Genomic DNA, 24479 nt, shown 5'->3' with positions numbered 1-24479 from the left:
CGGAACACGACCACTGGGGGGCGTCCGGGGGTAGGGCCAGCACTACCCCCGCCGTTCCGCGACCGCCTGCCACCGCCCCCGCTCTCTTACCCTTGACCCATGGATTCGGTGATCGACAAGGCGTTCGCGGCGGCGCTGTACGGCGACGGCGACGAGGGCCTGGACGCCGGAGCCTCGATGCTCGCGGCCGCGCCCGGCACGGACGACGAGCTGCTGCGGCGCGGCATGGAGTATCTGCGGCGGGCCTGGGAGCGCGGCTGGCAGCCCGCCGACGTCGTACGCCTGGTCCGGCGCGACCTGGCCGACCCGCACGTACGGCTGGCCGCAGAGCTCATCCGCGCCGAGACCCGCGACTACGCGCACCTGCCGCCCCGCTGGCAGGCGCAGCTCGCCGGCCTCGCGCCGGACGAAGGGCAGGGCAAGGGACAGGGCAAGGAGCAGGGCAAGGGGCAGGGCAAGGGCGCACGGGGTGGGGGGCAGGACCGGTTCTCCGCCGCCACCGCCCACCTCCAGCTGTACCGCCTGCTGCTGCGGCTCCCGCCGGTCGAGCCGGTCGGTCCCGTCCCCGGCGGCGCGGTGCCGGGGCCCGTCGAGGGTGAGCCGCGGGCGCTGACCCGCATCCGCGCCCTGCTCGCCAAGGCCGAGGCGACCGGTTTCCCCGAGGAGGCGGAGGCGCTCACCGCCAAGGCGCAGGAGCTGATGGCCCGGCACTCGGTCGACGAGGCGCTGCTCGCCGCGCGGACGCACGCCAAGGACGTGCCCGGCGCCTGCCGCGTCGGCGTCGACGCCCCGTACGAGACGGCGAAGGCGATCCTCCTGGACTCCGTCGCCGCCGCGAACCGCTGTCGCGCCGTGTGGAACGAGGCGTACGGCTTCTCCACCGTGGTCGGCTTCGAATCCGACCTGGAAGCGGTCGAGTTGCTCTACACCTCCCTCCTCGTCCAGGGCACCACGGCGATGACCAGGGCGGAGGCCGAGCAGCGCGCGGGCGGGCGCAGGCGAACGAAGACGTTCCGCCAGTCCTTCCTGATGGCGTACGCCCACCGGCTCGGCGGCCGGCTCGCCGCGGCGGGCGAACACGCGGTCGCCGAGGCGGCGGAGGAGGCGGCGCGGGAGGCGGGAAAGGCGGCGCGGGCGGCCTCGCTGCTGCCCGTGCTCGCCGCGCGGGACGTCGCCGTCACGGACCGCGCCGAGCAGATGTTCCCCGAGACGACCACGACACGGGTGCGCGGTGCGACGGACGGCGAGGGCTGGACGCACGGCACGGCGGCGGCCGACCGGGCCCATGTGCCGGGGCGCGGGGGCCGGTCACCCGAGGGGGACCGGCCGCTGGAGCGAGGCCGGGGGCGCTGAACCCGGCCCGCCCGCACCGCCCTACTTCAGGAAGTCGGAGCACACGTAGGGACCCAACTCCTCGTCCTGCCGCACGCCTTCGGGGGCAATCGCCCGCACCGTCACCCGCACGTCGTCCGGCCGTGTGCGCCCGCTCTTGTCGAAGACGGCCTGCGCGCGGGCCAGACTGCACACCAACTGCCCGGTGAAATTACGGTCGTTGACGGAGGCGGGGTCGAGCGCCATGTCGACGATCCGGACCGTGAGCCGGTCGCCGCTGCCGGTGACGTCGTACTGCCCGCCGCGCACCAGGTTGGTGAGCCCCGCACGCTGCTCGGACTCGTCGGGGCCCGACAGCAACAGCTTGATGACCGCGCCCGGTTCGTCGAATCCCTCGCCGGACCGGGTGACGCCCTCCAGCCTGCCCGTCTCGGAGACGAAGTAGATCCGCAGCCCCTTGGTGAGCCCGCTCGCGGGCTCACCCGCGTCCACGACGCCGGTGGGCCGGACGCCGCAGCCGGTGAGGACGAGGGCGGCCGCGACGAGGCAGAGGCCGCGGCCGGGACTGACCCCCCTGCGTACGAAGCGTACGAAGCGTACGAAGCCCACGAAGCCCACGAGGCGTACGAGGCGTACGAGGCGTACGAGGCCCGCGAAGCGTACGAAGCCCTTCACTCCCTCTCCCCCTCCCCGCTCGTGCGCCGCCACGGCAGCCGCAGCGTGAACTGCGCACCGCCGCCCGCCCTGTTGGCCACCTCGATCGTCCCCCCGTGCAGCCGGGCGTTCTCCAGGGCGATGGCCGTGCCGAGGCCGCTGCCCTCCGAGCGGGTGCGGGCGCTGTCGGCCTTGTAGAAGCGGTCGAAGACGTGCGGGAGCACATCGGGGGCGAGTCCGGGGCCGCGGTCGGTGACCTCGACCGTCACCCGGTCGCCGGTGGCCGCCAGGGTGAGGGAGACCGGCTCGGCGCCGTGCCGCAGCGCGTTGCCGACGAGGTTGGCGACGACGACGTCGATGCGGCGCGGGTCGACCACGGCCCGTACACCGTCCGGCAGTTCGGCCCGCACGCGGTCGGTCCATCCGCGCAGCGCGAGCGTGTTGCGCAGGGTCTCGGCGAGGTCGACCTCGCCGAGGTTGAGCCGGGCGGCGCCGGAGTCGAAGCGGGACATCTCCATCAGGTCGTCGACGAGCCGGGCGAGCCGCGCGGTCTCCGCGCTGATCGTGCGGGCGGCGTGCGCGGCGTCCGGCGGCAGCTGTCCGGCGTCCTCGTCGAGCACCGTCGCGACCATCGTCATCGCGGCGAGCGGCGTACGCAGTTCGTGCGAGACGTCGGCGACGAAGCGCCGCGCCTTGGCCTCCTGCTCGCGGAGCTCGGCGACGGAGGACTCCAGCGCGTCGGCCGTGTCGTTGAAGTCCCGTGCCAAGTCGGCGAGTTCGTCACGCCCCTTGGGGACCTTCACCCGGGAGGTGAGGTCGCCGGCCGCGTGCCTGCGGGTGGCGCGGCCCAGTTCGCGCACGGGCCGCAGCACGGTGCGCGCGGCGAGCAGCGCGAGGACGGCGGCGAGCAGGACGACGGGGACGAGCCCGTCGCGCACCGCGTCGAGGATCGCCGCGGTGTCGTCCTGCTCGGCCCGCAGCGAGGTGACGGCGAACACGTCGAGGCCGGACGGCGGCCCCGAGTCGAAGGTGACGGGCGTGCCGACGGCCAGATAGGGGCTGCCGTCCCGGTCGATCCGCTGGAGGCTCATGCGGTTGCGCTGCCGTACGGCGGTCCGCAGCGAGGGCGAGATCAGCGACCGGTCGGCGGACGCGTCGGAGGAGCCCGTCAGCGAGCGGTACTCGGCGACGACGACGGAGTCCCCGAGCCCGTCGGCGACGCTCGCGGCGAACCGGGTGAGCGAGACCTCGTCGGGCGGCATGGAGAGATCGGCGGCGATCTGGTCGACGCGGTTCTTGAAGTCGGTGCGGACGGCGTCCTGCTTGCGTTCGAGGACGGCGGTGCGCGACTCGCGGTAGGCGAGCCCGGTGGCGGTCACCGCGCTGACGAGCGCGACCAGCACGAACGCGACGACCAGCCGCGTCCGGAGCCCGCCCCAGCGCCTCCAGCCGCCGCGCCGCTCGCGCGCTCCCGGCCCGCCGGTCACTTCGCCCACGCCCTCACACCGGCCCGAACCGGTACCCGAAGCCCCGCACCGTCTGCACGTACACCGGTCTGGCCGGGACGTCCTCGATCTTGGCGCGGAGGCGGCCCACCGCCGCGTCGACCAGGCGGGAGTCGCCGAGGAAGTCGTGCTCCCAGACCGAACGGAGCAGTTGTTCGCGGCTGAAGACCTGGCCGGGCGACGCGGAGAGTTCCAGCAGGACGCGGAGTTCGGTGGGCGGCAGGGGCAGGGGCGCGCCGTGCTTGGTGACGGTGAGGCCCGCGCGGTCGATGACGAGTCCGGCGTACGTGTCCTCGTCGGGGCGCCGCCGGACCGGCTCGGCCCGCCGCAGCGCCGCCCGGATCCGCGCCTCAAGGACGGGCGCGGTGACGGGCTTGACCACGTAGTCGTCCGCGCCCGACTCCAGGCCCCGCACGATGTCGCTGTCGTCGCCGCGCGCGGTCAGCATGACGACGGGGATCGTGGAGCCGGTCGCGCGGATCCTGCGGCAGACCTCGAAGCCGTCGATGCCGGGCAGCATCAGATCGAGCACGGCGAGCTCGACGCCGGAGCCCGCGGGCGAGGCGAGCAGCGCGAGCGCCTCCTCGCCGGTCGCGGCGGTGTCGACCGCGTACCCGTGACGGCGCAGCACCAGCTCCATTCCGTCGCGCACGGACGCGTCGTCCTCGATCAGCAGCACATGGGGCACTCGGGGCATGCCGACGATTATGGGCGAGGGTCTGACCGGATCGGGCCTGGTCGGGGCGCGGATCGGCGGCTCGCGGGGCATTGTTACGTGCTCATCATGTGGCGTTACGCGTTCATCATGCGGTCATGGACCGCCCACCATGTGGCGGCGGCAGATTGCCGGCATGAGCATCCACACCACATCCGGCGCCAGGGCCCGGCTCCGTGCCGCCGCCCTCCTCGCGCTCCCCGTCCTGGTGTTCTCCGCGGCCTGCGGGGGCGGTGACGGCGGCACGAAGGACGCCGGTGTCGCCTCGGTCCCCGAGGAGAGCGGCGACGGCGGGAAGACGGCCGACTCCGCGGGGGAGGGCGGCACGGACAGCGGCAAGAAGGGCAAGAGCGCCTTCTACGACGCGCAGGTGAAGTACGTGCAGTGCATGCGCGCCAAGGCGGGCGTCAAGGACTTCCCCGACCCCGAACTCAGCGGCTATCTCGACCAGTCCAAGGTCGAGAAGGTCGTCGACCCGAACGGCAACGGCGAGGAGTACAAGGGCGGCAAGGGCGGTGTCTGCGTCGCCGAGCTGAAGAACGCGATGAACCAGGAGCCGGAGCGCGACCACCAGAAGGACTACGAGTCGATGCTCGCGCACGCCAAGTGCATGCGCGAGGAGGGCGTGTCGAAGTTCACCAACCCCACGATGTCCGGCGGCAACGTCCTGCCCGGCGGCGACCCGAACCCCGCGAACCCGCAGCTCGACCGGAACTCCGGCACGTACAAGGAAGCCCGCGAGGCCTGCAAGGACAAGCTGCTCGACGGCCTGGACGGGATGCAGTAGATGCGGCGCCGTACGGGAATCATGGTGGCCGCCGCGGTCGTGGCCGCGGCCGCCGGAGCCGGGGCGCTGGCCTTCGGCGGCGGCGACGACGCGGACGCGAGCGCGCGGAACGACGGACTGCCGCCCGCCACCGCGGCCGTCGTCCGCACCGACCTCACCCAGTCCAAGACCGTCGACGGGAAGGTCGACTTCGCGCAGCGCCGCGCGGTCAAGTCGGCGGTCGACGGCACGGTCACGGTCGCCGCGCGCGAGGGCGCGACGGTCACGCGCGGCCAGGCGCTCTACGAGCTCGACGACAAACCGGTGACGCTCCTGTACGGCCCGGTCCCGGCCTTCCGCGAGATGAAGGTGGGCGCGCGCGGCACGGACGTACTCCAACTGGAGCGCAATCTCGCCGCGTTGGGCTACGGCGCGGGCCTGTACGTCGACCCGCGCTACGACAAGGCGACGGAGGCGGCGGTCGAGCGCTGGCAGAAGTCCCTGAACCGGACGCCCACCGGACGGGTCGGCAAGGGCGACGTGGTCTTCCAGCCGGACCGGGTCAAGGTCGTCGCGGCGGACGCGGCGCTCGCCGACGCGGTGGGCCCCGACACCGCGGTCCTCACGGCCGCGTCGACGAAGCCCGTCGTGCGCGCCGAGCTCGACCAGAGCGACGCGCCGCTCACCGCGAAGGGCACGAAGGTCGAGGTGACGCTGCCCAGCGGCAAGAAGGAGCCGGGCCGGGTGACGGGCACCGTGAACACCGGGGCGGCGGGCGAGGAGGACGCCGGGGACAGCATCACGGTCGAAGTCACCCTGGACGGCGGCAGATCGGCGGCGTCCGGCGAGGACACCAAGGTGTCGGCGAGCGTGCGGTTCGTCAGCGAGAGCAGGGAGAACGTCCTCGCGGTCCCGGTCGAGGCGGTCGTCGCGCTGCGCGGCGCGCACGGCGGCTACGGACTCCAGATCGTCGAGGGCGGCACCTCCCGCATGGTGCGGGTCGAGACCGGCATGACGGCGGACAGCCGCATCGAGGTCAGCGGCCCGGACCTCAAGGAGGGCATGAAGGTGGGAGTGGCGAAGCAATGAGCACGCGGGCACCCGTCATCGAACTCCGCGGAGCCACCAAGTCGTACGAGGGAGGAGTGCACGCCCTGCGCGGCGTGGACCTCACCGTGCACGCGGGCGAACTCGTCGCGATCGTCGGCCCATCGGGCTCGGGCAAGTCGACGATGCTCAACATCATCGGCACCCTCGACCAGCCGACGTCGGGCACGGTCCTGGTGGCGGGCCACGACGTCGGCCGCCTCTCGGACGCCCAGCTCTCGGCCCTGCGCGCCCGCCACATCGGCTTCGTCTTCCAGCACTTCCACCTGGCGCCCTCGCGCACGGCGGTGGAGAACGTCGCGGACGGCCTGCTGTACGCGGGCGTCGGCGCACGCGAACGCGGCGCGCGGGCCCGCACCGCCCTGGAGCGGGTCGGCCTCGGCCACCGCCTCACCCACACCCCGAACGAACTCTCCGGCGGCGAGAAGCAACGGGTCGCCATCGCACGGGCGTTGACCGGTGATCCCACGATCCTGCTCGCCGACGAACCGACCGGCGCCCTGGACACCGCGTCGGGCCGGGTCGTCATGGACCTGCTCCACGAACTCAACGCGGCAGGCACCACGATCTGCGTCATCACCCACGACCAGGACATCGCCGACGCGCTGCCCCGCCGGATCCGCTTCAGGGACGGGGAGGTGGTGTCGTGAAGCCCGCGAGGCTCTCCCTCACGGACGTCCTCAGGGTGGGGGCGGTGGGCCTGCGGGCCCGCAGGGCGCGCGTGGTGCTCTCCGCGCTCGGCATCGCGATCGGCATCGCCACGATGGTCGCGGTGGTGGGCCTTTCCCAGTCGAGCAAGGCGGACCTGATGTCCCGCCTGGACCGCCTGGGCACCAACCTCCTCACCGCGGAGGCGGGCAAGGACGTCCAGGGCAACGCAGTACCGCTGCCCAAGAACGCGGTGGCCATGGTGGAACGCGTCGGCCCTGTCCAGCACGCCACGGCCACGGCCAACGTCGACGCCCGGGTCCGCCGCAGCGACGTGGTCCCCGCGGAACAGTCCTCGGGCGTCACGGTCCAGGCGGCCCGCCCCGACCTCCTGAAGGCCCTCAACGCCCGTACACGACAAGGGACATGGCTGAACGAGACCAACGAGAAGCTCCCCGTCACGGTCCTCGGCTCCGTCGCGGCGGAACGCCTCGGCATCACCGCACCCGGCGAGAAGATCATGCTGAACGACCAGTACGTGGCGGTCGTCGGCATCCTGGCCCCCATCGAACTGTTCCCCACCCTGGACCGGGTGGCGATGATCGGCTTCCCCGCCGCGGAGCGCCACTTCGGCTTCGACGGCCACCCCTCCACGGTCTTCGAACGCTCCACCGACAAATCGGTCGAGGACGTACGGGACGTCCTGGCCCGCACGGTCAGCCCCGGCAACGAGGGCTCGGTCAAGGTCTCCCGCCCCTCCGACGCGCTGGCCGCGAAGGCGGCGACCGACAAGGGCCTGACCACCCTGATGCTGGGCCTCGGGGCGGTCGCGCTCCTGGTCGGCGGCGTGGGAGTGGCCAACACGATGGTGATCTCGGTCCTGGAGCGCCGCACGGAGATCGGCCTGCGCAGAGCCCTTGGCGCGACCAGGAACGCGATCCGCCTCCAGTTCCTGACCGAGTCCCTCCTGCTGTCCTCCCTGGGCGGCGCGACAGGAACACTCCTGGGCGCCCTGGCGACCTACGCCTTCTCCCTCACCCAGAACTGGACCCCGGTGGTCCCACCCTGGTCCCTGACGGCGGGCTTCGCGGCAACCCTGCTCATAGGCATGGCAGCGGGCCTCTACCCGGCCATACGAGCGTCGCGCCTGCACCCGACGGTGGCCCTGAACGCAACGTAGCCGTCGCGGCACCCCCACCGGCGGTCGGTCGCGACGCAACGGGAGGGGACGTGCCGGTATGTCCGCCCGGAGCACTGGTGGCCACGAGCAGTGGTGCACACCCGACGACGGTTCACCGGGATGGCGAGGACGGACATACCGGCGCGGCCCCGCACCCGAGAGAGCCGGGCGCACCCGCACGGCGCCCGCACGGCACCCACGCGACCCACGCCGCCGGATGGCCCGATATGCCCCGTATCATCACAGAGTGACCTGGCTCCGAGCGCTGAAAGAGACAGCTCGCTCGGGCCTGACCGTCGAGCGCAAACGTCTGGAACCCCTGATCGCCCTGCGCGGCGCCGCGGGCCTGGCCATCATCATCGGCGTCAGCCTCACCCTCTTCGGCCCCGCGGTGGCGGCGAGCTCCGCCTTCGGCGCGTACCAGGCGGCCATCGCCACGTTCCAGCGCAGCTGGCGCCCCCGCCCGGAACTCGCCCTGGCCTCCGGCACGAGCCTCGCCGTCTCCACCTTCCTCGGCTACCTCACCGGCTCCCACCTCCTCCTCTTCCTCGGGCTCCTCTCCCTGTGGACGTTCCTCGCGGGCCTGAGCTGGGCGGCGGGCCCCACGGTCGGCATCATCGCGTCGTCGAACGTGGCGATCATGCTGGTGACGGTCACGCTCCCGACGTCCCTCGCCGCCGCCGCGGGCCACGCGGCGATGATGGTCGTGGGCGGCTGCGTGCAGGCGGCGCTGGTGATCCTGTTCCCCATCCGCCGGTGGGGCGCGCAGCGGGACGCCCTGGCCGACGCGCTCGCGGCCGAGGCGGACTACGCGCGCAGGCTCCGGCACGACCCCGTGGCGCCCTTCGACCCCGAGCCCCTGATGGCGGCGCGGGACGCGGCGCGGATCACGCCCCGCCAGGCCCGTACCCGCCCCGCGGAACTGCACGGCGCACGCGGCCTCGCCGAACGCATCCGCCCGGTGCTCGCGTCACTCGCGGACCCGGCGGTGGGCGTCCCGACGGAGGGCAGGGAACGCGACCGGGTGCGGGAGATCCTCGGCGCGGCGGGCGCGGTTCTGGACGCGGCGGCGCGGGCGATCCGCAACGGCGAGCCGGTGAAGATCCCCCCGGCGGCACTGGCGACGCTCAGGACGCCGGACACGGGCGCGATCCTCACGGGCCCGGCGTACCGGGCGGCGACGCGGTTGGGCGCGCTCCTGAGAGACGTACTGGAAACGGCGGGAACACAACCGAAATCCGCCCCTGCGCAGACGTCCCGGCCCTCTCAGCCGCAGACGCCCCAGCCCGCGGCCCCGCAGCCCCGGTCCCAGCCCTCTCAGCCGCAGACCTCCCAGACTCCCCAGCCCAAGGCCCAGCCCTCTCAGCCGCAGACCCCGCCCCAGACCCCCCAAACCACCCCCCAAACCCACTCCGACACCCAACCCATCCCCCTCCTCCGCCCCACCCTCCCGGCCCTCGTCCCCGGCACCCTCCGTGCCATGCGGTCCGAGCTGCGCCACGAGTCACCCGTCACCCGGCACGCGATCCGCGTCACCGCCGTGGCCGCCGCCGGCTACCTCCTGGGTCACTGGCTGCCGCTGGGCCACGGCTACTGGGCCCCCATGGCATCGGTGATGGTGATGCGCCCGGACTTCTCCCAGACGTACTCGCGCGCGGTGGCCCGCTTCGGCGGCACGCTCGTGGGTGTCGCGCTGGCGACGGGCCTGGTGCAGCTCGCCGACCCGGGCACGGGCCTGTCCGCCGCGCTCGCCGTGGTCAGCGCGGGGCTGATGTACCTGCTGATGCGGACGGGACAGGTGGCGGCGCAGGCCTGCGTGGCGGCGTACGTCGTGTTCCTGCTCGGGATGGGCGGCCAGCAGTGGACGCAGACGGTCCCCGAGCGGGTCGTCCTGACCCTGCTCGGAGGCGTCCTCGCGATGATCGCGTACGCCGTGTACCCCGCCTGGGAGACCCCGCGCCTGCGCACCCGCCTCGCCGACTGGCTGATCGCGGACGGCCGTTACGCCGCGGCCGTCGTGGACCACTACGCGCACCCGGCGGGCAAGAGCTGCCCCGACGTACGCGAGGCCCTGCTCGCGGCCCGCGACGCGCGGATCGCCTGGCAGGACGCGGTGGCGCGGGCGAAGCACGAGCCGGTACGGCACCGCGGCCTGTCCCGCGCGGCCGCCAGGGACGCGGAGGAGACCCTGGCCCAACTGGGCCGCGTGGCCATGCTGATGGAGGCGCATCTGCCGGACCGCGACGCGACCCCGGTCCCCGCGGCGGCCCGCCTCGCGGAGGCGCTGCGCACGTCGACGGAGCAGGGCGCGAAGGCGGTGCGCGAACGCCGCGTCCCCCGCTGGGAGGCGGTCCGTACGGCGCTGCGCGAGTGGGACGGCGAGGGCGTGCCCGACCGCGTCGTACGCAAGGGGGCGGGACTGCTCCTGGAGACCCTGGAGGAGCTCTCCGACGCCCTGGACACGGCACCGCCCCCGATGCTGGTGGACGGCACGGAGACCCGACTCCAGCCGACCGAGTCCGACCCCGCCCCGGGCCCCGACCTCGCCCCGGGCACCGACCCCGGCCCGAGCCCCGACCCCGCCGCGCGCCCCGACCCCGGCCCGGGTCCCGATCCCACCCCGGGGCCCGCCCTCGAGCCCCGGCAGCCGGAAGGGCCGCGGAACCAGAACGGTCCCACGGCCCCCTGACCTCGACGTCCCGTCAGGACTGCGGCAGCCCGCCCGTGGGCAGCCCCTCCGGCAGCTTGCCGCCCTCGGTGCGCAGGAACTGGTCCTCGCCCGCGCCCTCCCAGGAGACCTTCATCGTCTTCGCGTCGACGGACTCGACCTGCCCCTTGGTGCGGTCCGAGTTCCCCTTGGGGCACTTGAGGTCGATCGTCCGCGACCCCGCCGCGTCGCCCGCGGTGCCGCTGCACATGACGTCCTCGCCGACCAGCGACGCGTTCTTGCCGTCGATGACGAGGGCGAGCGGCTTGCCGCCCGTCGTGGTGACCCACGCGCCCTCGACGCCGCCGTCCTCGGCGCCGGAGCCCCCGGTCGAGCCGCCGGTCGAGCCCGCGTCGTCCGTGGAGTCGGACCCGCCGGAGGAGCCCCGGTCCTTCTTTCCGCCACCGCCACCACCGCCGTCACCGTCACTGCTGCACCCGGTCAGGGCGAGCGCGGCGGCGAGGCCGAGGACGGCGACCCCGGCCCGGACCCGACGGATACGGATACCAGAGCCACTACGGACGTACGTGCGCACTTGAAGTCCCCCTAAAGAGCGTGACGTTGCCGGTGCGGACCGACGGCATCCGCCACCTGTCCGCCACCGGCCAAAGCGCGCGCCAAGCTACCAGGACGACTTGCGCACACCGGGCAGATATCCGGCGTGCGCCTGCTCGCGCAGCTTCACCCGGGACAGCCCGAACGCCCCCACGTAACCGCGCGGCCGCCCGTCGACGCTGTCCCTGTTGCGCACCCGCGTGGCACTGGCGTCCCGCGGCTGACGGGCCAACTCCCGTTGGGCAGCGCGCCGTTCGGCCTCACCCGTGCCGGGAAGCCGGACGATCTCCTTCAGTTCGGCCCGGCGCGCGGCGTACCGCGCGACGGTCTCGCGCCGCTTCTCGTTCTTCGCGATCTTGCTCTTCTTCGCCATCAGATCCTCACCCCGCGCGCACGGATCCTGGCGACGGCCGCCTCGATCCCGATGTTGTCGACCGTCCTGACCCCCTTCGCGCTGAGCCGCAGCCGGACGTGCCTGCCCTCGCTCGGCAGCCAGTACCGCTTGCGCTGGACGTTGGGGTCGAAGCGGCGGGAGGTCCGCCGGTGGGAGTGGGAGACGTGGTTGCCGAAGCCGGGCTTCGCGCCGGTCAGCTGGCAGTGGGCGGACAAGTGACGCACCTCTCGGTAGTCGTAAGGGAACACCTATTGAAAACGGGAGTCATTTTCATATACTAGCCCCATGGCACGCAACGAACTCCGCCCGGTCATCAAGCTCCGGTCCACCGCCGGCACGGGCTTCACCTACGTCACCCGCAAGAACCGCCGCAACGACCCCGACCGCCTGACGCTGCGCAAGTACGACCCGATGGCGGGCAGGCACGTCGACTTCCGAGAGGAGCGCTGATCACCATGCGCAAGGACATCCACCCGCCGTACGCGCCCGTCGTCTTCCGCGACAAGGCCGCCGGCTTCGCCTTCCTCACGCGGTCGACCGCGACCAGCGGGAAGACGGTCGAGTGGCGGGACGGGCGTACGTACCCGGTCGTCGACGTCGAGATCTCGTCCGCGAGCCACCCCTTCTACACGGGCACGGCACGCGTGATGGACACGGCGGGCCGCGTCGAACGCTTCGAGCGGCGCTTCGGATCGCGCCGATGAGGGACGGCCACCCGGATCCGGGGGACGGCGGCCCGATGGACGTCGTGATCGTCGGCGGGCTCCACGCGGACGCCCGCGCGGCGGCCGCCGGCGAGCTCCTGGCCACCGTCCCGGACAGCGTCGCGCTCCACCACGACCTCTCCACGGCCGTGCGGGGCGCCGTCGTCCGCACCGTCCGCGACGGGGCGGACGAGCTGTCCAGGGGCGATGCGCCGCTCGTCAACGACTGCGCCTGCTGCGCGCTCCGCGAGGACCTGGTGCCCGAGCTGCACCGCCTCGCGGACGCGGGCCTCACCCGGCTCGCGGTCGTGGAGCTGTGGGACTCGGTCGAGCCCAAGGCGATGGCCGAGGTGATCGCCGCGCACTGCGGCGACCGGCTCGCGCTGCGCGGCGTCGTCACGGCGGTCGACCCCGCCCTGCTCCTGCCCTACCTCGGCAACGGCGACGACCTGCTGGACGCCGGGCTCGCCGCGGCCCCCACCGACCGGCGCACCGTCGCCGACACCTGGGCGCGCCAGCTGGAGTACGCGCCCGTACTCGCCGTGGCCGACGTCGCGGCAGCCGACGAGGAGGACCACGCCCTGCTCGCCCAGCTGCATCCGACGGCGCACCGCGTCGCCATCGGGGCGGGCGGCCTCGCCCGTGCCGCGCGGGCCGGTTTCGACGTCGAGGCGGCCGCCGCGGCGCAGCATCCGGCCTGCGCGCTGCTGCCCGCCGAGGCCGACGCGTGCGGTGTCGGCACCCTCGTGTGGCACCGCGAGCGGCCCTTCCACCCCGAGCGGCTCTACGCCGCCCTGGAGGACTTGAGCTGCGCGGCCGCGCGCAGCCGGGGGCGGTTCTGGCTGGCCGACCGGCCGGACACGCTGCTCGGCTGGGACGCGGCGGGCGGCGCGCTCTGCGTGGAGAGCGTGGGCCCCTGGCTCGCCGCGCTGCCGGACGCCGCGTGGGAGATGGTCCCGCCGGTGCGCCGCGCTGCCGCCGCCCTCGACTGGCATCCGGAGCACGGCGACTGCTGCAACCACCTGGTGTTCACCTCGCCGGGTCTGGACCGCGAAGGGCTCGAACAGGTCCTGGAATCCTGCCTGTTGACCGACGAGGAGTACGCCGCGGGCCGCGCCGCCTGGAAGAACCTGACTCCTGCCTTCGACGCCCTCCTGGAGGTCTGACCGTGTCCCCACAGCCCCCGCGCACGCCTTCGCGCCCGCGCAAGCCCAAGTCGAACCCGCTGGACCGGGCGGGCATCACGTACGTCGACTACAAGGACACGGACCTGCTCCGGACGTTCCTCTCGGACCGGGGCAAGATCCGCGCCCGGCGCGTCACGCGCGTGACGGCGCGGCAGCAGCGGCGGATCGCCGCGGCGGTCAAGAACGCACGCGAGATGGCGCTGCTGCCGTACGGATCGCCCCGCTGACCCGCGCGGCGCCCGGCCCGCTCCCACGATAGGTAGGCATTTCCCTACGTTTGACAGGTAGGGAAATGCCTACCTATCGTGGTGCGCATGAACACCGCGAACGCCACAAACGCCACGCACATCACCCACGCCTCCTTCCTCACCGTCCCCGTCTCCGACCAGGACGCCGCGCTCCGCTTCTACCGCGACGTGCTCGGCTTCGAGGTCACCGCGGACCGTGCGATGCCGCAGGGCCGCTGGCTCCAGGTCGCCCCGGCGGGGGCGCAGACCGTCTTCACGCTCTCCGGCCCCGGCATGGGCGGTTTCGTGCCCGGCAGCGCGCAGGGGATCATGCTGATCACGACCGATGTCGACGCCGACCGCGCGAAGCTCGTCGCGGCGGGCGTCGAGGTGAGCGGTCCGGACGAGCTGCCCTGGGGCAGGATGGCCGGCTTCCGCGACCCCGACGGCAACGGTTGGATGCTGCTGACGGAGAAGGAAGGCTTCTGACGGTCATGGTCACCACCGGCGAACGCGAGGACCGGCTCTTCGCCGCGCTCGCCAACGGCACCCGCCGCGAGGTCCTGCGCCTGCTGCGCGACGAGGGCCCGCAGCCGGTGCAGGCGCTCGCCGACCACTTCGACATGCGCAGGCCCAGCCTCTCGGAGCACCTCAAGGTGTTGCGGGAGGCCGGTCTCGTGGCGGAGGAGCGGTCCGGGCGGCAGCGCATCTACCGCCTCGAAGCGGTGCCGCTCGCCGAGGTGCAGGACTGGCTCAGCCCGTACGAGCGGTTCTGGCGCGACAGGCTGAAGAGCCTCGGCACACTGCTCGACCGGATGCCCGACGATGAGCGGTCATGACCACCGATGACCTGACCACCATCCACGTCGACCAGTTCTTCGCCCACCGGCCCGCGAAGGTCTGGCGCGCGCTCACCGACCCCGAACTCCTCGCCCAATGGCAGATGCCCGGCAGTGAGGACTTCCGGCTCGAAGTGGGGCACGACTACGTGATGAGGTCGGTGCCGCGCCCCAACACCAACTTCTCCGGCACCGTTCACGTGCGCGTTCTCGCATTCGAGGTGGAACGGATGCTCAGCGTCCGTTGGTTGGATCCGGATCCGGCCAACTTCGCCGAATGGACCATTACGTGGACTCTGGAACATGAAGGGCGCGGAACGCGTCTCTTCCTTGTACATGAGGGATTCGACCCGGACGATCCGGCGCAGTTGATGGCACGAAAGATCATGGACGGGGGCTGGCGTTCGCACGTCATGGGGGCTTTGGAGCGGGTGCTGACGGAGCTGTAACCAAGGGAACACCCGGCGTGCACGTGCATCTGCCCATGCATCGGCATGTGAACACAGCTATGATCCGGGGACAGTTGACCGCTGCATCTAGAGCCACTAATGGCACTGCAAGACCGGGGAGCGACCTGTGCACCACGCGTTTAACGGCATGGCGGCCACGGAGCTTCACGGGGTGGTCTGGCAGAAGAGCAGGCACAGCAACTCGCAGGGATCCTGCGTGGAGTTCGCGAAACTGCCCGGTGGCGATGTCGCCGTGCGCAACTCGCGATTCCCGGACGGTCCCGCGCTCGTCTACACGCGGGCGGAGATAGAGGCGATGCTGCTCGGGATGAAGGACGGGGAGTTCGACCACCTGATAGGTGGCTGACCCCTACTCGACCCGTCTCACGCCAGGTGGAACAGGGCCCAGACCACCTTGCCGCGCAGCGTGCCGGCGAGCGGGTGCCAGCCCCAGCCGTCGCTGAAGGAATCCACCAGGAAGAGACCGCGGCCCGACTCGGCGGAGAAGTCGTCGTCGGTGTCGCGCGCGACCGGACTCTCGTCACTGGGGTCGCGCACGGCGCACACCAGACGCGAGGCCCAGCGCATCAAGTGCAGCCTGACGGGCGGGTCCTGGCTCTCGCGCGGGGTGTCCGCGGGAAGCGCGTGGCGCAGCGCGTTGGTGACGAGTTCGGAGACGACGAGCGCGATGTCGTCGAAGCGCTCGTCCAGGTCCCACTGGGTGAGTGTCGTACGGGTGAACTTCCGTGCGCTGCCCACCGCTTCGTAGCGGGCGGCCAGTGCCACGGACGCCGCGCTGGAGACCGCCGAGGGGTCGAGCGGGGGAAGCCCCTGCCGTAACGGCTCGAGCATGGTCGATCCATTCGTCCCCATGCGAGGCACTCCCCGGTTTCGCGGTACATAGCGATGGAGCGGTGGCGCGGTCGGTCGCCGATGGTGCGGTGGTACGCGTCGGTACAGCGGTGGCGCGCGGACCATGGTTCCGAATGCGTACAGCAGATGCAAGGGCAGATGCACGTGCACGCGCCGGACTTGGTCGCTCACGTGCCACTTCTTGCCCATTTCTTCCTACGGTTTCTTGTGGAGCCCTTGCGCGTTCTTTCGGAGTTCTTCCGTTTCTGTAACCGAACGAGTACGGCCCGAAGCGTTTAATGGCAGACTGCTGGCTTCCAGTCGATGGGGAGGATTGAGCGAAGTGACCGCAGGGGAGTCGAGCGGCTCGGTGGTACGGCGCATCCTGCTGGGCTCGCAGCTGAGGCGCCTCAGGGAATCCCGTGGCATCACCCGCGAAGCGGCCGGCTACTCGATCCGCGCATCCGAATCGAAGATCAGCCGCATGGAGTTGGGACGGGTGAGCTTCAAGTCCAGGGACGTCGAGGACCTTCTGACGCTGTACGGCGTCACGGACGAGGCCGAGCGCGGCGCACTCCTCTCGCTCGCCAAGGAGGCCAACCTCACCGGCTGGTGGCACAGTTACTCGGACGTCCTGCCGGGTTGGTTCCAGACCTACATCGGTCTGGAGGGCGCGGCTTCCCTCATCCGCGTCTACGAAGTCCAGTTCGTCAACGGCCTGTTGCAGACCGAGGCGTACGCCCATGCGGTGGTCGCCCGCGGCATGAAGGGCGCGAGCAGAGCCGAGATCGACCGCCGCGTCGCGCTGCGCCTGGAGCGCCAGAAGCTGCTCGCCTCCGAACACGCGCCCCGCTTCCACTGCGTGCTCGACGAGGCCGCGCTGCGCCGCCCGTACGGAGACCGGGAAGTGATGAGGGGTCAGATCCAGCACCTCATCGACATCTCCGAGCGGCCCAACGTCACGCTCCAGGTGATGCCGTTCAGCTTCGGCGGCCACGCGGGCGAGAGCGGGGCGTTCACGATGCTCCGCTTCCCCGAGTCCGACCTCTCCGACGTCGTCTACGTGGAGCAGCTCACCGGCGCGCTCTATCTGGACAAGGCCGAGGAAGTGGCCCAGTACGAGCGGGTGGTGGCCCAGTTGCACAAGGACTGCCCGGATCCCGCCGACAGCAGGGATCTTCTGCGTGGTCTACTCCAACTCACCTGAAACATAAGTACTATGACGTGAGATCAGGTGTCTGCTTCCGTCTGCTGCCGCGGCAAGGGGTCCGTCTCATGTCCTTCTTCACTGACCTGGCTCATCAGTACATCGACGGTGAGTGGAAGGCGGGCTCAGGGTCCTGGGACATCATCGACTTCAATCCGTACGACGGGGAGAAGCTGGCGTCCGTCACCGTCGCCACGGCCGACGAGGTCGACCAGGCGTACCGCGCGGCGCAGCGCGCCCAGCGGGAGTGGGCAGCGACCAACCCCTATGTGCGGCGCGGGGTGTTCGAGCGGGCGCTGCGGATCGTCGAGGAGCGCGAGGAAGAGATAACCGAGGGCATCATCGCGGAGCTCGGCGGCACCCGGCTCAAGGCGGCCTTCGAGCTCCACCTCACCAAGGAGTTCCTGCGTGAGGCGGTGCACCTCGCGCTGCGGCCCGAGGGCCGGATCGTGCCCTCGGCCGAGGACGGCAAGGAGAACCGCGTCTACCGCGTTCCGGCCGGTGTGGTGGGCGTCATCAGCCCCTTCAACTTCCCGCTGTTCCTGTCGATGAAGACCGTCGCCCCCGCCCTCGCCCTCGGCAACGCGGTGGTGCTCAAGCCCCACCAGAACGCCCCGGTGATCGGCGGCAGCCTGCTCGCGAAGATCTTCGAGGACGCGGGCCTGCCGGCCGGACTGCTCAACGTGGTGATCACGGACATCGCCGAGATCGGCGACGCGCTGCTCGAACACCCGGTGCCCAGCGTCATCTCCTTCACCGGCTCCGACCGGGTCGGCCGCCATGTCGCCACGGTCTGCGCCGCGCACTTCAAGCGCTCGATCCTGGAGATGGGCGGCAACAGCGCGCTGATCGTCCTGGACGACGCCGACATCGACTACGCCGTGGACGCGGCGGTCTTCAGCCGCTACGTGCACCAGGGCCAGGTCTGCATGGCCGCCAACCGCATCCTGGTGGACCGGGCGGTCCGGGCGGAGTTCACCGAGAAGTTCGTCGCCAAGGTCGCGGGCCTCACGGTCGGCGACCCCGCCGACCCGGCAACCCACATCGGCCCGCTCATCAACTCCTCGCAGGCGGACGCGATTTCGGCCGTCGTCGACCAGGCGGTCGCGGCGGGCGCCACGGCCCTGCTGCACGGCCGCACCGAGGGCAACCTGGTGGCGCCCTCGGTCCTGACCGACCTGCCCGCCGACTCCCCGGTCCTGCACCAGGAGATCTTCGGCCCCGTCGCGCTGCTGCTGCCCTTCGACGGCGAGGACGAGGCCGTACGCATCGCCAACGACACCCCCTACGGCCTGAGCGGCGCGGTGCACACCGGCGACGTCGAGCGCGGTGTCGCCCTCGCCAAGCGCATCGAGACCGGCATGATCCACATCAATGACGGCACGGTGCACGACGAGGCGATCGTGCCGTTCGGCGGCGAGAAGAACTCCGGTCTCGGCCGGCTCAACGGCGAGTCCACGGTGGACGCCTTCACGACGCAGAAGTGGATCTCGGTCCAGCACGGACGCTCGCGCTTCCCGTTCTGACCTCCCGCGAAGCCTCTCGGTAAGCCTTTCGGCAAGCCCCTCGGACGTCTCCGGAAAACCCTCGTACGGCACGGACCCTTGCGGACAGAACCTGACCGCAAGGGTCCGTAGCTTTCGAGGTGTCGGAAAGCCCGAGGGCAGCCTGCGAAGGCAGGTGGGAGAGGTGGACATCATGGTTACTCACGTCGGATCGGAAACCCGTGGGGACGAGCGCGGCGCCCTGATCGCGTTCGTGGCGGCCCAGCGCGGCGGTCTGCGCCGCTCGGTGATCGGGGTGACGGACGAGCAGGCGAGCGCCCGCCCGAGCGCCAGCGAGCTCACGCTCGGCGGCCTGGTGAAGCACGTCGCGGAGACCGAGCTGAACTGGCTGCGGATGGCCCAGCGGAAGCCGAACGAGCGGGCCCGCACGCAGGAGACGTGGGCCGAGAGCTTCCGGCTCGTGGAGGGCGAGACGGTCGCGCAGATGCTCGACGTCTGGGCCGGGGTCGCCCGCGAGACCGAGGAGTTCATCCGCGAGGTGCCGAGCCTGGACGACACCTTCCCGCTGCCCGAGGCGCCCTGGTTCCCCAAGGACGGCGAGGTCTCCATGCGCTGGCTGATGCTGCACCTGGTCGAGGAGATCGGCCGGCACGCGGGCCACGCCGACATCGTCCGCGAGTCCCTCGACGGGAAGACGGCCTTCGAGCTGGTGGCACTTGAGCAGGGCTACTCTGGTCAAAGTTGATGAATGACGGCCGCGGGCCGTGGTGCCGAACGGAAGGGCGCGCTACATGTCGGCGATCCGGCTGCTGGTTCTCGGGGCCGTGCGACAGCACGGCCGCGCCCACGGCTATCAGGTCCGCAACGACCTGGAGTACTGGGGCGCCCACGAGTGGTCCAACGCCAAGCCGGGCTCGATCTACCACGCGCTGAAGCAGCTGGCCAAGCAGGGCATGCTGCACGCCCACGAGATCGCCCCCTCCACGGCGGGCGGCCCGCCCCGCACGGAGTACGAGCTCACGGAGCAGGGCGTCGAGGAGTACCACTCCCTGCTCCGTGAGTCCCTCACCAAGTACGACCAGCGGCCCGACATCCTCACGGCGGGGCTCGGCCTCATGGTCGACCTGCCGCGCGAGGAGGTCGTGGCCCTCCTTGAGGAGCGGGTGCGCAGCATGGAGGGGTGGCGCAAGTCCGTCACCGAGTACTACACGCCTGCGGATGGCCCCGAACAGCTCGGGCACATCGGCGAGATCATGAACTACTGGCTGAACTCGGCCGACACCGGCGCGCAGTGGACCAAGGACCTGATCGGCCGCATCCGGGGCGGGTCCTACACCTTCGCGGGGGAGGGCGACCCGTTCGTCGGCGTGCTCGCCGACGGCGAGGAGAACCCCTTCGGCACGGGCGAGCCGCACGCGGGCGACCGCCGCTGAAACGCGGCTAATCAAGTTTGACGAATGACTTCGACTCGGTTACCTTCGTCCGCCTAGTCAAGTTTGACTACGGTGTTTCTGGGCTGGAGGGAGCCGGATGACGGACGCGATCGTCCTCGAAGGAGTACGGAAACGGTTCGGGGAGAAGGCCGCGCTGGACGGCCTCGACCTGGTGGCGGGGCGCGGCACGGTGCACGGCGTGCTCGGCCCGAACGGCGCGGGCAAGACCACGGCGGTGCGGGTGCTCGCCACGCTGCTGCGGGCCGACGAGGGGCGGGTCGAGGTCGCGGGGCACGACGTGCGGCGCCACCCCGACAAGGTGCGCGGGCGCATCGGGCTGCTCGGCCAGCACGCCGCGGTCGACGAGGAGTTGAGCGGCAGGCAGAACCTCGACATGTTCGGGCGGCTGTACCACCTGGGGGCCCGCCACGCGCGCGTGCGGGCCGACGAGCTCCTGGACCGGTTCGGCCTCGCCGACACCGGGCGCAAGGCGGTCAAGCGGTACAGCGGCGGCATGCGGCGCCGCCTCGACCTCGCGGCCTCGCTCATCACCGACCCCGAGGTGCTGTTCCTCGACGAGCCGACCACGGGCCTGGACCCGCGCGGCCGCGCCGAGGTGTGGGACTCGGTGCGCTCGCTGGTCGGCGGCGGCACGACCGTGCTCCTGACCACGCAGTACCTGGAGGAGGCGGACCAGCTGGCCGACCGGATCTCGGTGATCGACGGCGGCCGCGTCATCGCGCACGGCACGGCCGACGAGCTGAAGGCGGACCTCGGCGGCGACCGCATCGACGTGGTGGTGCGCGACGCGGGCCAACTGGGCCGCGCCGCCGCCCTGTTGCCTGGCGACGCGACGGTGGACACCGACCGCAGGATGGTCTCCGCGCCGGTCGAGGACCGGATGGAGGCGCTCGCCGGTGTGCTGCGGGCGCTGCGGGACGCGGGCGTCGACGCGGAGGACGTGGCCGTGCGCAGGCCCACGCTCGACGAGGTGTTCCTGAACCTGACGGGGCGCACGGAGGCGACGGAACGTACGGAGCGGGCCGCGGGGCGCGCGAAGGAGGCCGTGTGAGTACGTACACGAGCGGTGGCGCGGGCGGGACGTGGCTCGGCTGGGCCGCGGCCGACTCCTGGACCATGACGCGGCGCGAACTCGCGCACTGGGCGCGGCAGCCGGTGCAGGTCCTGGTGGGCCTGGTCTTCCCGGTGATGCTGCTGCTGATGTTCACGTACCTCATCGGCGGCGGCAAGGGGATCACGGGGGAGTACGCGGAGTTCCTGGTGCCCGGCATGTTCGCGCTGACGATGGTCTTCGGTCTGGACGCGACGATGCTCGCGGTCACCCAGGACCTCAACAAGGGCGTGATCGACCGGTTCCGCTCCCTGCCGATGGCCAACGGGGCGGTCCTGGTGGGCCGTTCGGTCGCCGACATGCTCCAGTCGGCCCTCTCGCTGCTCGTCATGACGGGCGTGGGCCTCGCCATCGGCTGGCGCTGGCACGGCTCGTTCGGGGCGGTCCTGGGGGCCCTCGGGCTGCTGCTCATGCTCCGGTTCGCGATGCTGTGGCTCGGCATCCACCTGGCGATGATCGCGGGCAGGCCGGAGCTGGTGGTGGCCGTGCAGATCCTGGTCTGGCCGGTCGGGTTCCTCTCCAACGCCTTCACCGTCCCGCAGAACATGCCCGGGTGGCTGGGCGCGGTCGTCGAGTGGAACCCCATGTCGGCGACGGCCACCGCCGTCCGCGACCTCTTCGGCAACGACCCGGGCGTGGTCGGCACCTCCTGGGCGGCGGAACACGCGGGGCTCCTCGCGGTGCTGTGGCCCGTGGTGCTCGTGGGGGTATTCCTGCCCCTGGCGGTGCGGCGGTTCGCGGCGCTGAGCAAGTAGCCGGCGGTCCCCGGACGCGCGGACTTGCACCTCACGCGACGTGAGGACACAGGCTGGGACGCGTACCGAGGAAGAAGGAGGGCGGAGGCCATGAGCTACTCCGTGGGACAGGTCGCCGGTTTCGCCGGAGTGACGGTGCGCACGCTGCACCACTACGACGAGATCGGCCTGCTCGCGCCCGGCGGGCGCAGCCACGCGGGTCACCGGCGCTACGGCGACGACGACCTGGACCGGCTGCAGCAGATCCTGTTCTACCGGGAGCTCGGCTTCCCCCTCGACGAGGTGGCGGCCCTCCTGGACGACCCGCACACGGACCCGCGGGAGCATCTGCGTCGGCAGCACGACCTGCTGACCGCGCGGATCCACAAGCTCCAGGAGATGGCCGCCGCCGTCGAGACCGCCATGGAGGCGAAGAAGATGGGCATCAACCTCACGCCCGAGGAGAAGTTCGAGGTCTTCGGGGACCAGGACCCCGACCAGTACGCGGAGGAGGTGCAGCGGCGCTGGGGCGGGACGGACGCCTACGAGGAGTCGCAGCGCAAGGCGGCCGCCTACACCAAGGACGACTGGAAGCGCATCAACGACGAGTTCAACGCGCTGCACGCGCGCGTCGGCGACCTGTTCGCCGGGGGCGTCCCCGCCGGTGCCGACGAGGCGATGGACGCCGCGGAGGAGCACCGCCTGTTCATCACGGCGAACCACTACCAGTGCTCGCACGAGATGCACACCTGCCTGGGCGAGATGTACGTCGCCGACGAGCGCTTCACCGCGTTCTACGAGGCGATCAGGCCGGGGCTCGCGGGCTACCTGCGGGACGCCATCGTCGCCAACGCCGCTCGGAACGGGTGGGTTTCCGACGGTTCGTGAGAGGCCCGGGTCCCGGCGGTCCTCGGGCCGTGCGGGACCCCGGGTCGTGACAGGGCGGGACGCCTGGCCGACACTGCGGGTACGCACCGGCTCCCACATCCAGGAGGCCCCATGTCCGGACTGCTCTCCCGCGTCAGGCGGTTCATCCGCAGCCCTCAGGGGCAGCGCGCGATCCAGGAGGCGCGGCGCGCGTCGCGCGACCCCAGGCGCCGCGCCCAGGCGAGGCGGTTCCTGGGGAGGCTGCGGGGCAGGCGGTAGCCGTACGGGGGCGCGGGGGTGGCGCGCGTACGGCGGGCGGGGCGACGGAGGGCCGCGGCTACGGCTGTTGCTCGATGACGACCGCGGTCCCGTACGCGCAGACCTCCGCGGCCCCGTCCAGCGCCTCGGTGACGTCGAAGCGGAACATCAGGACGGCATTGGCCCCACGCGCGCGTGCCTGCTCGATGAGGCGCTCCATGGCCTGGTTGCGGGTCTCCACCAGCGTCTTGGTGAGCCCCTTCAGCTCGCCGCCGATCATGGACTTCAGACCGGCGCCGATCTGGCTGCCGAGGTGCCGGGACCGCACGGTGAGGCCGAAGACCTCGCCGATCACGCGGGTCACCCGGTACCCCGGTACGTCGTTCGTGGTCACGACCAGTACGTCGGACTGGGGATTGAGGCCCCCACCGAAATCTTCGATACCCATGGCACACAGCTTTGTCCCAGATGTCGCACAGTGCACCCTGAGAGGGACGGTGGAACCCGGCCGGGTCACCTCGCGTTGATAACTTTGGGCGGCTGCACCCGCCGCCGCACGCCCCCTCACCCCTCAGGAGCCCGGAACCGTGACGACGCTTGCGCTCGGACCAAGCTGGCTGGATCCGGATTACCTGCTGAACCAGTTCGGTCTCTGGGGCCTGCTCCTGATCGTCTTCGCGGAGTCGGGCCTGCTCATCGGCTTCTTCCTGCCGGGTGACTCGCTGCTGTTCACCACGGGCCTGCTGATCACCACGAACAAGCTGGACACCCCGCTGTGGCTGGCCTGCCTGCTGATCTGTCTCGCCGCGATCCTCGGTGACCAGGCGGGCTACCTGTTCGGCAAGAAGGTCGGCCCCTCGCTGTTCAACCGCCCGGACTCCAAGCTGTTCAAGCAGGAGAACGTGGTCAAGGCGCACGACTTCTTCGAGAAGTACGGCCCCAAGTCGCTGGTCCTGGCCCGCTTCGTGCCGATCGTGCGGACGTTCACGCCGATCATCGCGGGCGTCTCCGGCATGCGCTACCGCTCGTTCATCACGTTCAACATCATCGGCGGCGTCCTGTGGGGCGCGGGCGTGACGCTGCTCGGCGCCTGGCTGGGCAACATCGAGTTCGTCCACAAGAACATCGAGGCGATCCTGATCCTGATCGTCCTCATCTCGGTGGTGCCTATCGCCATCGAGTTCCTGAGGGCCCGCAGCAAGTCCAAGAAGGCGGCGGCATCGGCGGAGGGCGGCCCCCAGGGCATGCCCCCGACCCAGCGCGGCAGGCACGCGAAGCGGTAGGGAATCAGTCTCAGGGCTGAAACGCAGGCCAGGGGGAAACCAGCCCGGGGGCAGGAAATCCAGCCCGTCCGGCGTTTGAGGACCGGGGGCCCGGGGGGCGCGCCCCCCCAAACCCCCCCCCCCCCCGGGCCCACCCCCCCCCCCCCCCGGCCCCCCCCCCCCCCCCCCCCCCCCCCCCCCCCCCCCCCCCCCCCCCCCCCCCCCCCCCCCCCCCCCCCCCCCCCCCCCCCCCCCCCCCC

The 24479-nt window shown here is 71.8% G+C and carries 30 protein-coding genes; 22 read left to right on the top strand and 8 right to left on the bottom strand.

Going from position 1 to position 24479, the window contains the following annotated elements; all coding sequences use genetic code 11:
* The first annotated feature begins 99 nt into the window (after positions 1 to 99).
* On the top strand, positions 100 to 1353 hold the full coding sequence (locus ACIO9J_RS25075; protein ID WP_402003739.1) for a DUF2786 domain-containing protein: 1254 nt from the start codon (positions 100 to 102) through the stop codon (positions 1351 to 1353).
* Between the two features lie 21 nt (positions 1354 to 1374).
* Here the strand turns inward: ACIO9J_RS25075 and ACIO9J_RS25070 are convergent, their stop codons facing one another.
* The 3 genes from ACIO9J_RS25070 to ACIO9J_RS25060 are packed head-to-tail and all read right to left on the bottom strand — an operon-like array spanning position 1375 to position 4179.
* Positions 1375 to 2007, bottom strand: coding sequence for a hypothetical protein (locus tag ACIO9J_RS25070; protein WP_402003736.1), 633 nt, complete (start codon positions 2005 to 2007; stop codon positions 1375 to 1377).
* Entirely contained in the window at positions 2004 to 3482 is a 1479-nt protein-coding gene (locus ACIO9J_RS25065; RefSeq protein ID WP_402003733.1) for an ATP-binding protein, read from the bottom strand. Before ACIO9J_RS25065 ends, ACIO9J_RS25070 begins: the two co-directional genes overlap by 4 nt.
* Positions 3483 to 3486: 4 nt before the next feature.
* Positions 3487 to 4179 (bottom strand): response regulator transcription factor, encoded by a 693-nt coding sequence (locus tag ACIO9J_RS25060; RefSeq protein WP_402005377.1) that lies wholly within the window; start codon positions 4177 to 4179, stop codon positions 3487 to 3489.
* A gap of 163 nt (positions 4180 to 4342) precedes the next feature.
* Between ACIO9J_RS25060 and ACIO9J_RS25055 the strand changes: the two genes are divergently transcribed.
* The 5 genes from ACIO9J_RS25055 to ACIO9J_RS25035 all read left to right on the top strand — a co-directional run bounded on the left by ACIO9J_RS25055 (position 4343) and on the right by ACIO9J_RS25035 (position 10596).
* On the top strand, positions 4343 to 4993 hold the full coding sequence (locus ACIO9J_RS25055) for a hypothetical protein (RefSeq protein WP_402003730.1): 651 nt from the start codon (positions 4343 to 4345) through the stop codon (positions 4991 to 4993).
* Positions 4994 to 6061 (top strand): efflux RND transporter periplasmic adaptor subunit, encoded by a 1068-nt coding sequence (locus ACIO9J_RS25050; RefSeq protein ID WP_402003727.1) that lies wholly within the window; start codon positions 4994 to 4996, stop codon positions 6059 to 6061.
* Positions 6058 to 6729, top strand: coding sequence for an ABC transporter ATP-binding protein (locus tag ACIO9J_RS25045; RefSeq protein ID WP_402003724.1), 672 nt, complete (start codon positions 6058 to 6060; stop codon positions 6727 to 6729). The genes ACIO9J_RS25050 and ACIO9J_RS25045 overlap by 4 nt, the downstream gene beginning before the upstream one ends.
* Entirely contained in the window at positions 6726 to 7907 is a 1182-nt protein-coding gene (locus ACIO9J_RS25040; protein WP_402003721.1) for an ABC transporter permease, read from the top strand. The genes ACIO9J_RS25045 and ACIO9J_RS25040 overlap by 4 nt, the downstream gene beginning before the upstream one ends.
* Before the next feature lie 247 nt (positions 7908 to 8154).
* Entirely contained in the window at positions 8155 to 10596 is a 2442-nt protein-coding gene (locus ACIO9J_RS25035) for an FUSC family protein (protein WP_402003718.1), read from the top strand.
* Between the two features lie 13 nt (positions 10597 to 10609).
* Here the strand turns inward: ACIO9J_RS25035 and ACIO9J_RS25030 are convergent, their stop codons facing one another.
* The 3 genes from ACIO9J_RS25030 to rpmB form a co-directional block, all read right to left on the bottom strand.
* Entirely contained in the window at positions 10610 to 11149 is a 540-nt protein-coding gene (locus ACIO9J_RS25030; protein ID WP_402003716.1) for a hypothetical protein, read from the bottom strand.
* Between the two features lie 87 nt (positions 11150 to 11236).
* The gene (gene rpsN, locus ACIO9J_RS25025) at positions 11237 to 11542 is read right to left on the bottom strand and encodes a 30S ribosomal protein S14 (RefSeq protein ID WP_402003713.1); all 306 of its coding nucleotides are present in this window, start codon (positions 11540 to 11542) and stop codon (positions 11237 to 11239) included.
* Entirely contained in the window at positions 11542 to 11778 is a 237-nt protein-coding gene (gene rpmB, locus ACIO9J_RS25020) for a 50S ribosomal protein L28 (RefSeq protein WP_402003710.1), read from the bottom strand. Before rpmB ends, rpsN begins: the two co-directional genes overlap by 1 nt.
* 70 nt (positions 11779 to 11848) lie before the next feature.
* Between rpmB and rpmG the strand changes: the two genes are divergently transcribed.
* The 8 genes from rpmG to ACIO9J_RS24980 all read left to right on the top strand — a co-directional run bounded on the left by rpmG (position 11849) and on the right by ACIO9J_RS24980 (position 15336).
* On the top strand, positions 11849 to 12013 hold the full coding sequence (rpmG, locus tag ACIO9J_RS25015) for a 50S ribosomal protein L33 (protein ID WP_402003707.1): 165 nt from the start codon (positions 11849 to 11851) through the stop codon (positions 12011 to 12013).
* A 5-nt stretch (positions 12014 to 12018) separates the two neighbouring features.
* Complete coding sequence (locus ACIO9J_RS25010) at positions 12019 to 12267, top strand: type B 50S ribosomal protein L31 (protein ID WP_402003704.1); 249 nt, start codon at positions 12019 to 12021, stop codon at positions 12265 to 12267.
* Positions 12264 to 13433, top strand: a complete 1170-nt coding sequence (locus ACIO9J_RS25005) for a CobW family GTP-binding protein (protein WP_402003701.1) — start codon at positions 12264 to 12266, stop codon at positions 13431 to 13433. The genes ACIO9J_RS25010 and ACIO9J_RS25005 overlap by 4 nt, the downstream gene beginning before the upstream one ends.
* Before the next feature lie 2 nt (positions 13434 to 13435).
* Positions 13436 to 13681 (top strand): 30S ribosomal protein S18, encoded by a 246-nt coding sequence (rpsR, locus tag ACIO9J_RS25000; RefSeq protein WP_402003698.1) that lies wholly within the window; start codon positions 13436 to 13438, stop codon positions 13679 to 13681.
* 87 nt (positions 13682 to 13768) lie between these two features.
* Complete coding sequence (locus ACIO9J_RS24995) at positions 13769 to 14170, top strand: VOC family protein (RefSeq protein WP_402003695.1); 402 nt, start codon at positions 13769 to 13771, stop codon at positions 14168 to 14170.
* 5 nt (positions 14171 to 14175) lie between these two features.
* On the top strand, positions 14176 to 14520 hold the full coding sequence (locus ACIO9J_RS24990; RefSeq protein WP_402003692.1) for an ArsR/SmtB family transcription factor: 345 nt from the start codon (positions 14176 to 14178) through the stop codon (positions 14518 to 14520).
* Positions 14517 to 14969, top strand: a complete 453-nt coding sequence (locus ACIO9J_RS24985) for an SRPBCC domain-containing protein (RefSeq protein WP_402003689.1) — start codon at positions 14517 to 14519, stop codon at positions 14967 to 14969. The genes ACIO9J_RS24990 and ACIO9J_RS24985 overlap by 4 nt, the downstream gene beginning before the upstream one ends.
* Before the next feature lie 127 nt (positions 14970 to 15096).
* Complete coding sequence (locus ACIO9J_RS24980; protein WP_223775964.1) at positions 15097 to 15336, top strand: DUF397 domain-containing protein; 240 nt, start codon at positions 15097 to 15099, stop codon at positions 15334 to 15336.
* Between the two features lie 17 nt (positions 15337 to 15353).
* Here ACIO9J_RS24980 and ACIO9J_RS24975 read toward each other — a convergent pair whose 3' ends face one another.
* Positions 15354 to 15842, bottom strand: coding sequence for an ATP-binding protein (locus tag ACIO9J_RS24975; RefSeq protein ID WP_402003686.1), 489 nt, complete (start codon positions 15840 to 15842; stop codon positions 15354 to 15356).
* Between the two features lie 322 nt (positions 15843 to 16164).
* On the opposite strand from ACIO9J_RS24975, the gene ACIO9J_RS24970 reads away from it, so the two are divergent.
* From ACIO9J_RS24970 to ACIO9J_RS24940, 7 genes are all read left to right on the top strand, one after another.
* On the top strand, positions 16165 to 17028 hold the full coding sequence (locus ACIO9J_RS24970; protein ID WP_402003683.1) for a helix-turn-helix domain-containing protein: 864 nt from the start codon (positions 16165 to 16167) through the stop codon (positions 17026 to 17028).
* A 68-nt stretch (positions 17029 to 17096) separates the two neighbouring features.
* Positions 17097 to 18554: an aldehyde dehydrogenase family protein gene (locus tag ACIO9J_RS24965; RefSeq protein ID WP_402003680.1), complete on the top strand. Its 1458-nt coding sequence runs from the start codon at positions 17097 to 17099 to the stop codon at positions 18552 to 18554.
* Positions 18555 to 18726: 172 nt separating this feature from the next.
* A complete protein-coding gene (locus ACIO9J_RS24960) occupies positions 18727 to 19278 on the top strand; it encodes a DinB family protein (RefSeq protein ID WP_402003677.1) in 552 nt (183 codons plus the stop codon).
* Between the two features lie 46 nt (positions 19279 to 19324).
* On the top strand, positions 19325 to 19966 hold the full coding sequence (locus ACIO9J_RS24955; RefSeq protein WP_402003674.1) for a PadR family transcriptional regulator: 642 nt from the start codon (positions 19325 to 19327) through the stop codon (positions 19964 to 19966).
* Positions 19967 to 20063: 97 nt separating this feature from the next.
* Entirely contained in the window at positions 20064 to 21038 is a 975-nt protein-coding gene (locus tag ACIO9J_RS24950; RefSeq protein ID WP_402003671.1) for an ATP-binding cassette domain-containing protein, read from the top strand.
* 65 nt (positions 21039 to 21103) lie between these two features.
* Positions 21104 to 21853 carry an ABC transporter permease gene (locus ACIO9J_RS24945; protein ID WP_402005374.1) on the top strand — a complete coding sequence of 250 codons (750 nt, stop codon included), beginning with the start codon at positions 21104 to 21106 and terminating at the stop codon, positions 21851 to 21853.
* Between the two features lie 90 nt (positions 21854 to 21943).
* A complete protein-coding gene (locus ACIO9J_RS24940; protein WP_402003668.1) occupies positions 21944 to 22720 on the top strand; it encodes a MerR family transcriptional regulator in 777 nt (258 codons plus the stop codon).
* A 316-nt stretch (positions 22721 to 23036) separates the two neighbouring features.
* Here the strand turns inward: ACIO9J_RS24940 and ACIO9J_RS24935 are convergent, their stop codons facing one another.
* Positions 23037 to 23405 carry a YbjQ family protein gene (locus tag ACIO9J_RS24935; protein WP_402003665.1) on the bottom strand — a complete coding sequence of 123 codons (369 nt, stop codon included), beginning with the start codon at positions 23403 to 23405 and terminating at the stop codon, positions 23037 to 23039.
* A 139-nt stretch (positions 23406 to 23544) separates the two neighbouring features.
* On the opposite strand from ACIO9J_RS24935, the gene ACIO9J_RS24930 reads away from it, so the two are divergent.
* The gene (locus ACIO9J_RS24930; protein ID WP_402003662.1) at positions 23545 to 24240 is read left to right on the top strand and encodes a DedA family protein; all 696 of its coding nucleotides are present in this window, start codon (positions 23545 to 23547) and stop codon (positions 24238 to 24240) included.
* Positions 24241 to 24479 lie beyond the last annotated feature (239 nt).

The sequence above is a fragment of the Streptomyces sp. NPDC087300 genome, from assembly GCF_044744425.1.
GTDB lineage: Bacteria > Actinomycetota > Actinomycetes > Streptomycetales > Streptomycetaceae > Streptomyces.
Note: the sequence above shows the minus strand (reverse complement) of the source record. Positions and strands in the feature narration are given on the sequence as shown.

Bases quoted from the DNA above. Each gene is read 5' to 3' on its own strand.
- ACIO9J_RS24945 (WP_402005374.1), top strand. From the start codon at position 21,104: ATGACGCGGCGCGAACTCGCGCACTGGGCGCGGCAGCCGGTGCAGGTC.
- ACIO9J_RS24950 (WP_402003671.1), top strand. From the start codon at position 20,064: ATGACGGACGCGATCGTCCTCGAAGGAGTACGGAAACGGTTCGGGGAG.
- rpsN (WP_402003713.1), bottom strand. From the start codon at position 11,542: ATGGCGAAGAAGAGCAAGATCGCGAAGAACGAGAAGCGGCGCGAGACC.
- ACIO9J_RS25075 (WP_402003739.1), top strand. From the start codon at position 100: ATGGATTCGGTGATCGACAAGGCGTTCGCGGCGGCGCTGTACGGCGAC.
- ACIO9J_RS24995 (WP_402003695.1), top strand. From the start codon at position 13,769: ATGAACACCGCGAACGCCACAAACGCCACGCACATCACCCACGCCTCC.
- ACIO9J_RS25010 (WP_402003704.1), top strand. From the start codon at position 12,019: ATGCGCAAGGACATCCACCCGCCGTACGCGCCCGTCGTCTTCCGCGAC.
- ACIO9J_RS24965 (WP_402003680.1), top strand. From the start codon at position 17,097: ATGTCCTTCTTCACTGACCTGGCTCATCAGTACATCGACGGTGAGTGG.
- rpmG (WP_402003707.1), top strand. From the start codon at position 11,849: ATGGCACGCAACGAACTCCGCCCGGTCATCAAGCTCCGGTCCACCGCC.
- ACIO9J_RS25050 (WP_402003727.1), top strand. From the start codon at position 4,994: ATGCGGCGCCGTACGGGAATCATGGTGGCCGCCGCGGTCGTGGCCGCG.
- ACIO9J_RS25055 (WP_402003730.1), top strand. From the start codon at position 4,343: ATGAGCATCCACACCACATCCGGCGCCAGGGCCCGGCTCCGTGCCGCC.
- ACIO9J_RS24960 (WP_402003677.1), top strand. From the start codon at position 18,727: ATGGTTACTCACGTCGGATCGGAAACCCGTGGGGACGAGCGCGGCGCC.
- ACIO9J_RS25045 (WP_402003724.1), top strand. From the start codon at position 6,058: ATGAGCACGCGGGCACCCGTCATCGAACTCCGCGGAGCCACCAAGTCG.
- ACIO9J_RS24955 (WP_402003674.1), top strand. From the start codon at position 19,325: ATGTCGGCGATCCGGCTGCTGGTTCTCGGGGCCGTGCGACAGCACGGC.
- ACIO9J_RS24935 (WP_402003665.1), bottom strand. From the start codon at position 23,405: ATGGGTATCGAAGATTTCGGTGGGGGCCTCAATCCCCAGTCCGACGTA.
- ACIO9J_RS24940 (WP_402003668.1), top strand. From the start codon at position 21,944: ATGAGCTACTCCGTGGGACAGGTCGCCGGTTTCGCCGGAGTGACGGTG.
- ACIO9J_RS24990 (WP_402003692.1), top strand. From the start codon at position 14,176: ATGGTCACCACCGGCGAACGCGAGGACCGGCTCTTCGCCGCGCTCGCC.
- ACIO9J_RS24985 (WP_402003689.1), top strand. From the start codon at position 14,517: ATGACCACCGATGACCTGACCACCATCCACGTCGACCAGTTCTTCGCC.
- ACIO9J_RS25005 (WP_402003701.1), top strand. From the start codon at position 12,264: ATGAGGGACGGCCACCCGGATCCGGGGGACGGCGGCCCGATGGACGTC.
- ACIO9J_RS24975 (WP_402003686.1), bottom strand. From the start codon at position 15,842: ATGGGGACGAATGGATCGACCATGCTCGAGCCGTTACGGCAGGGGCTT.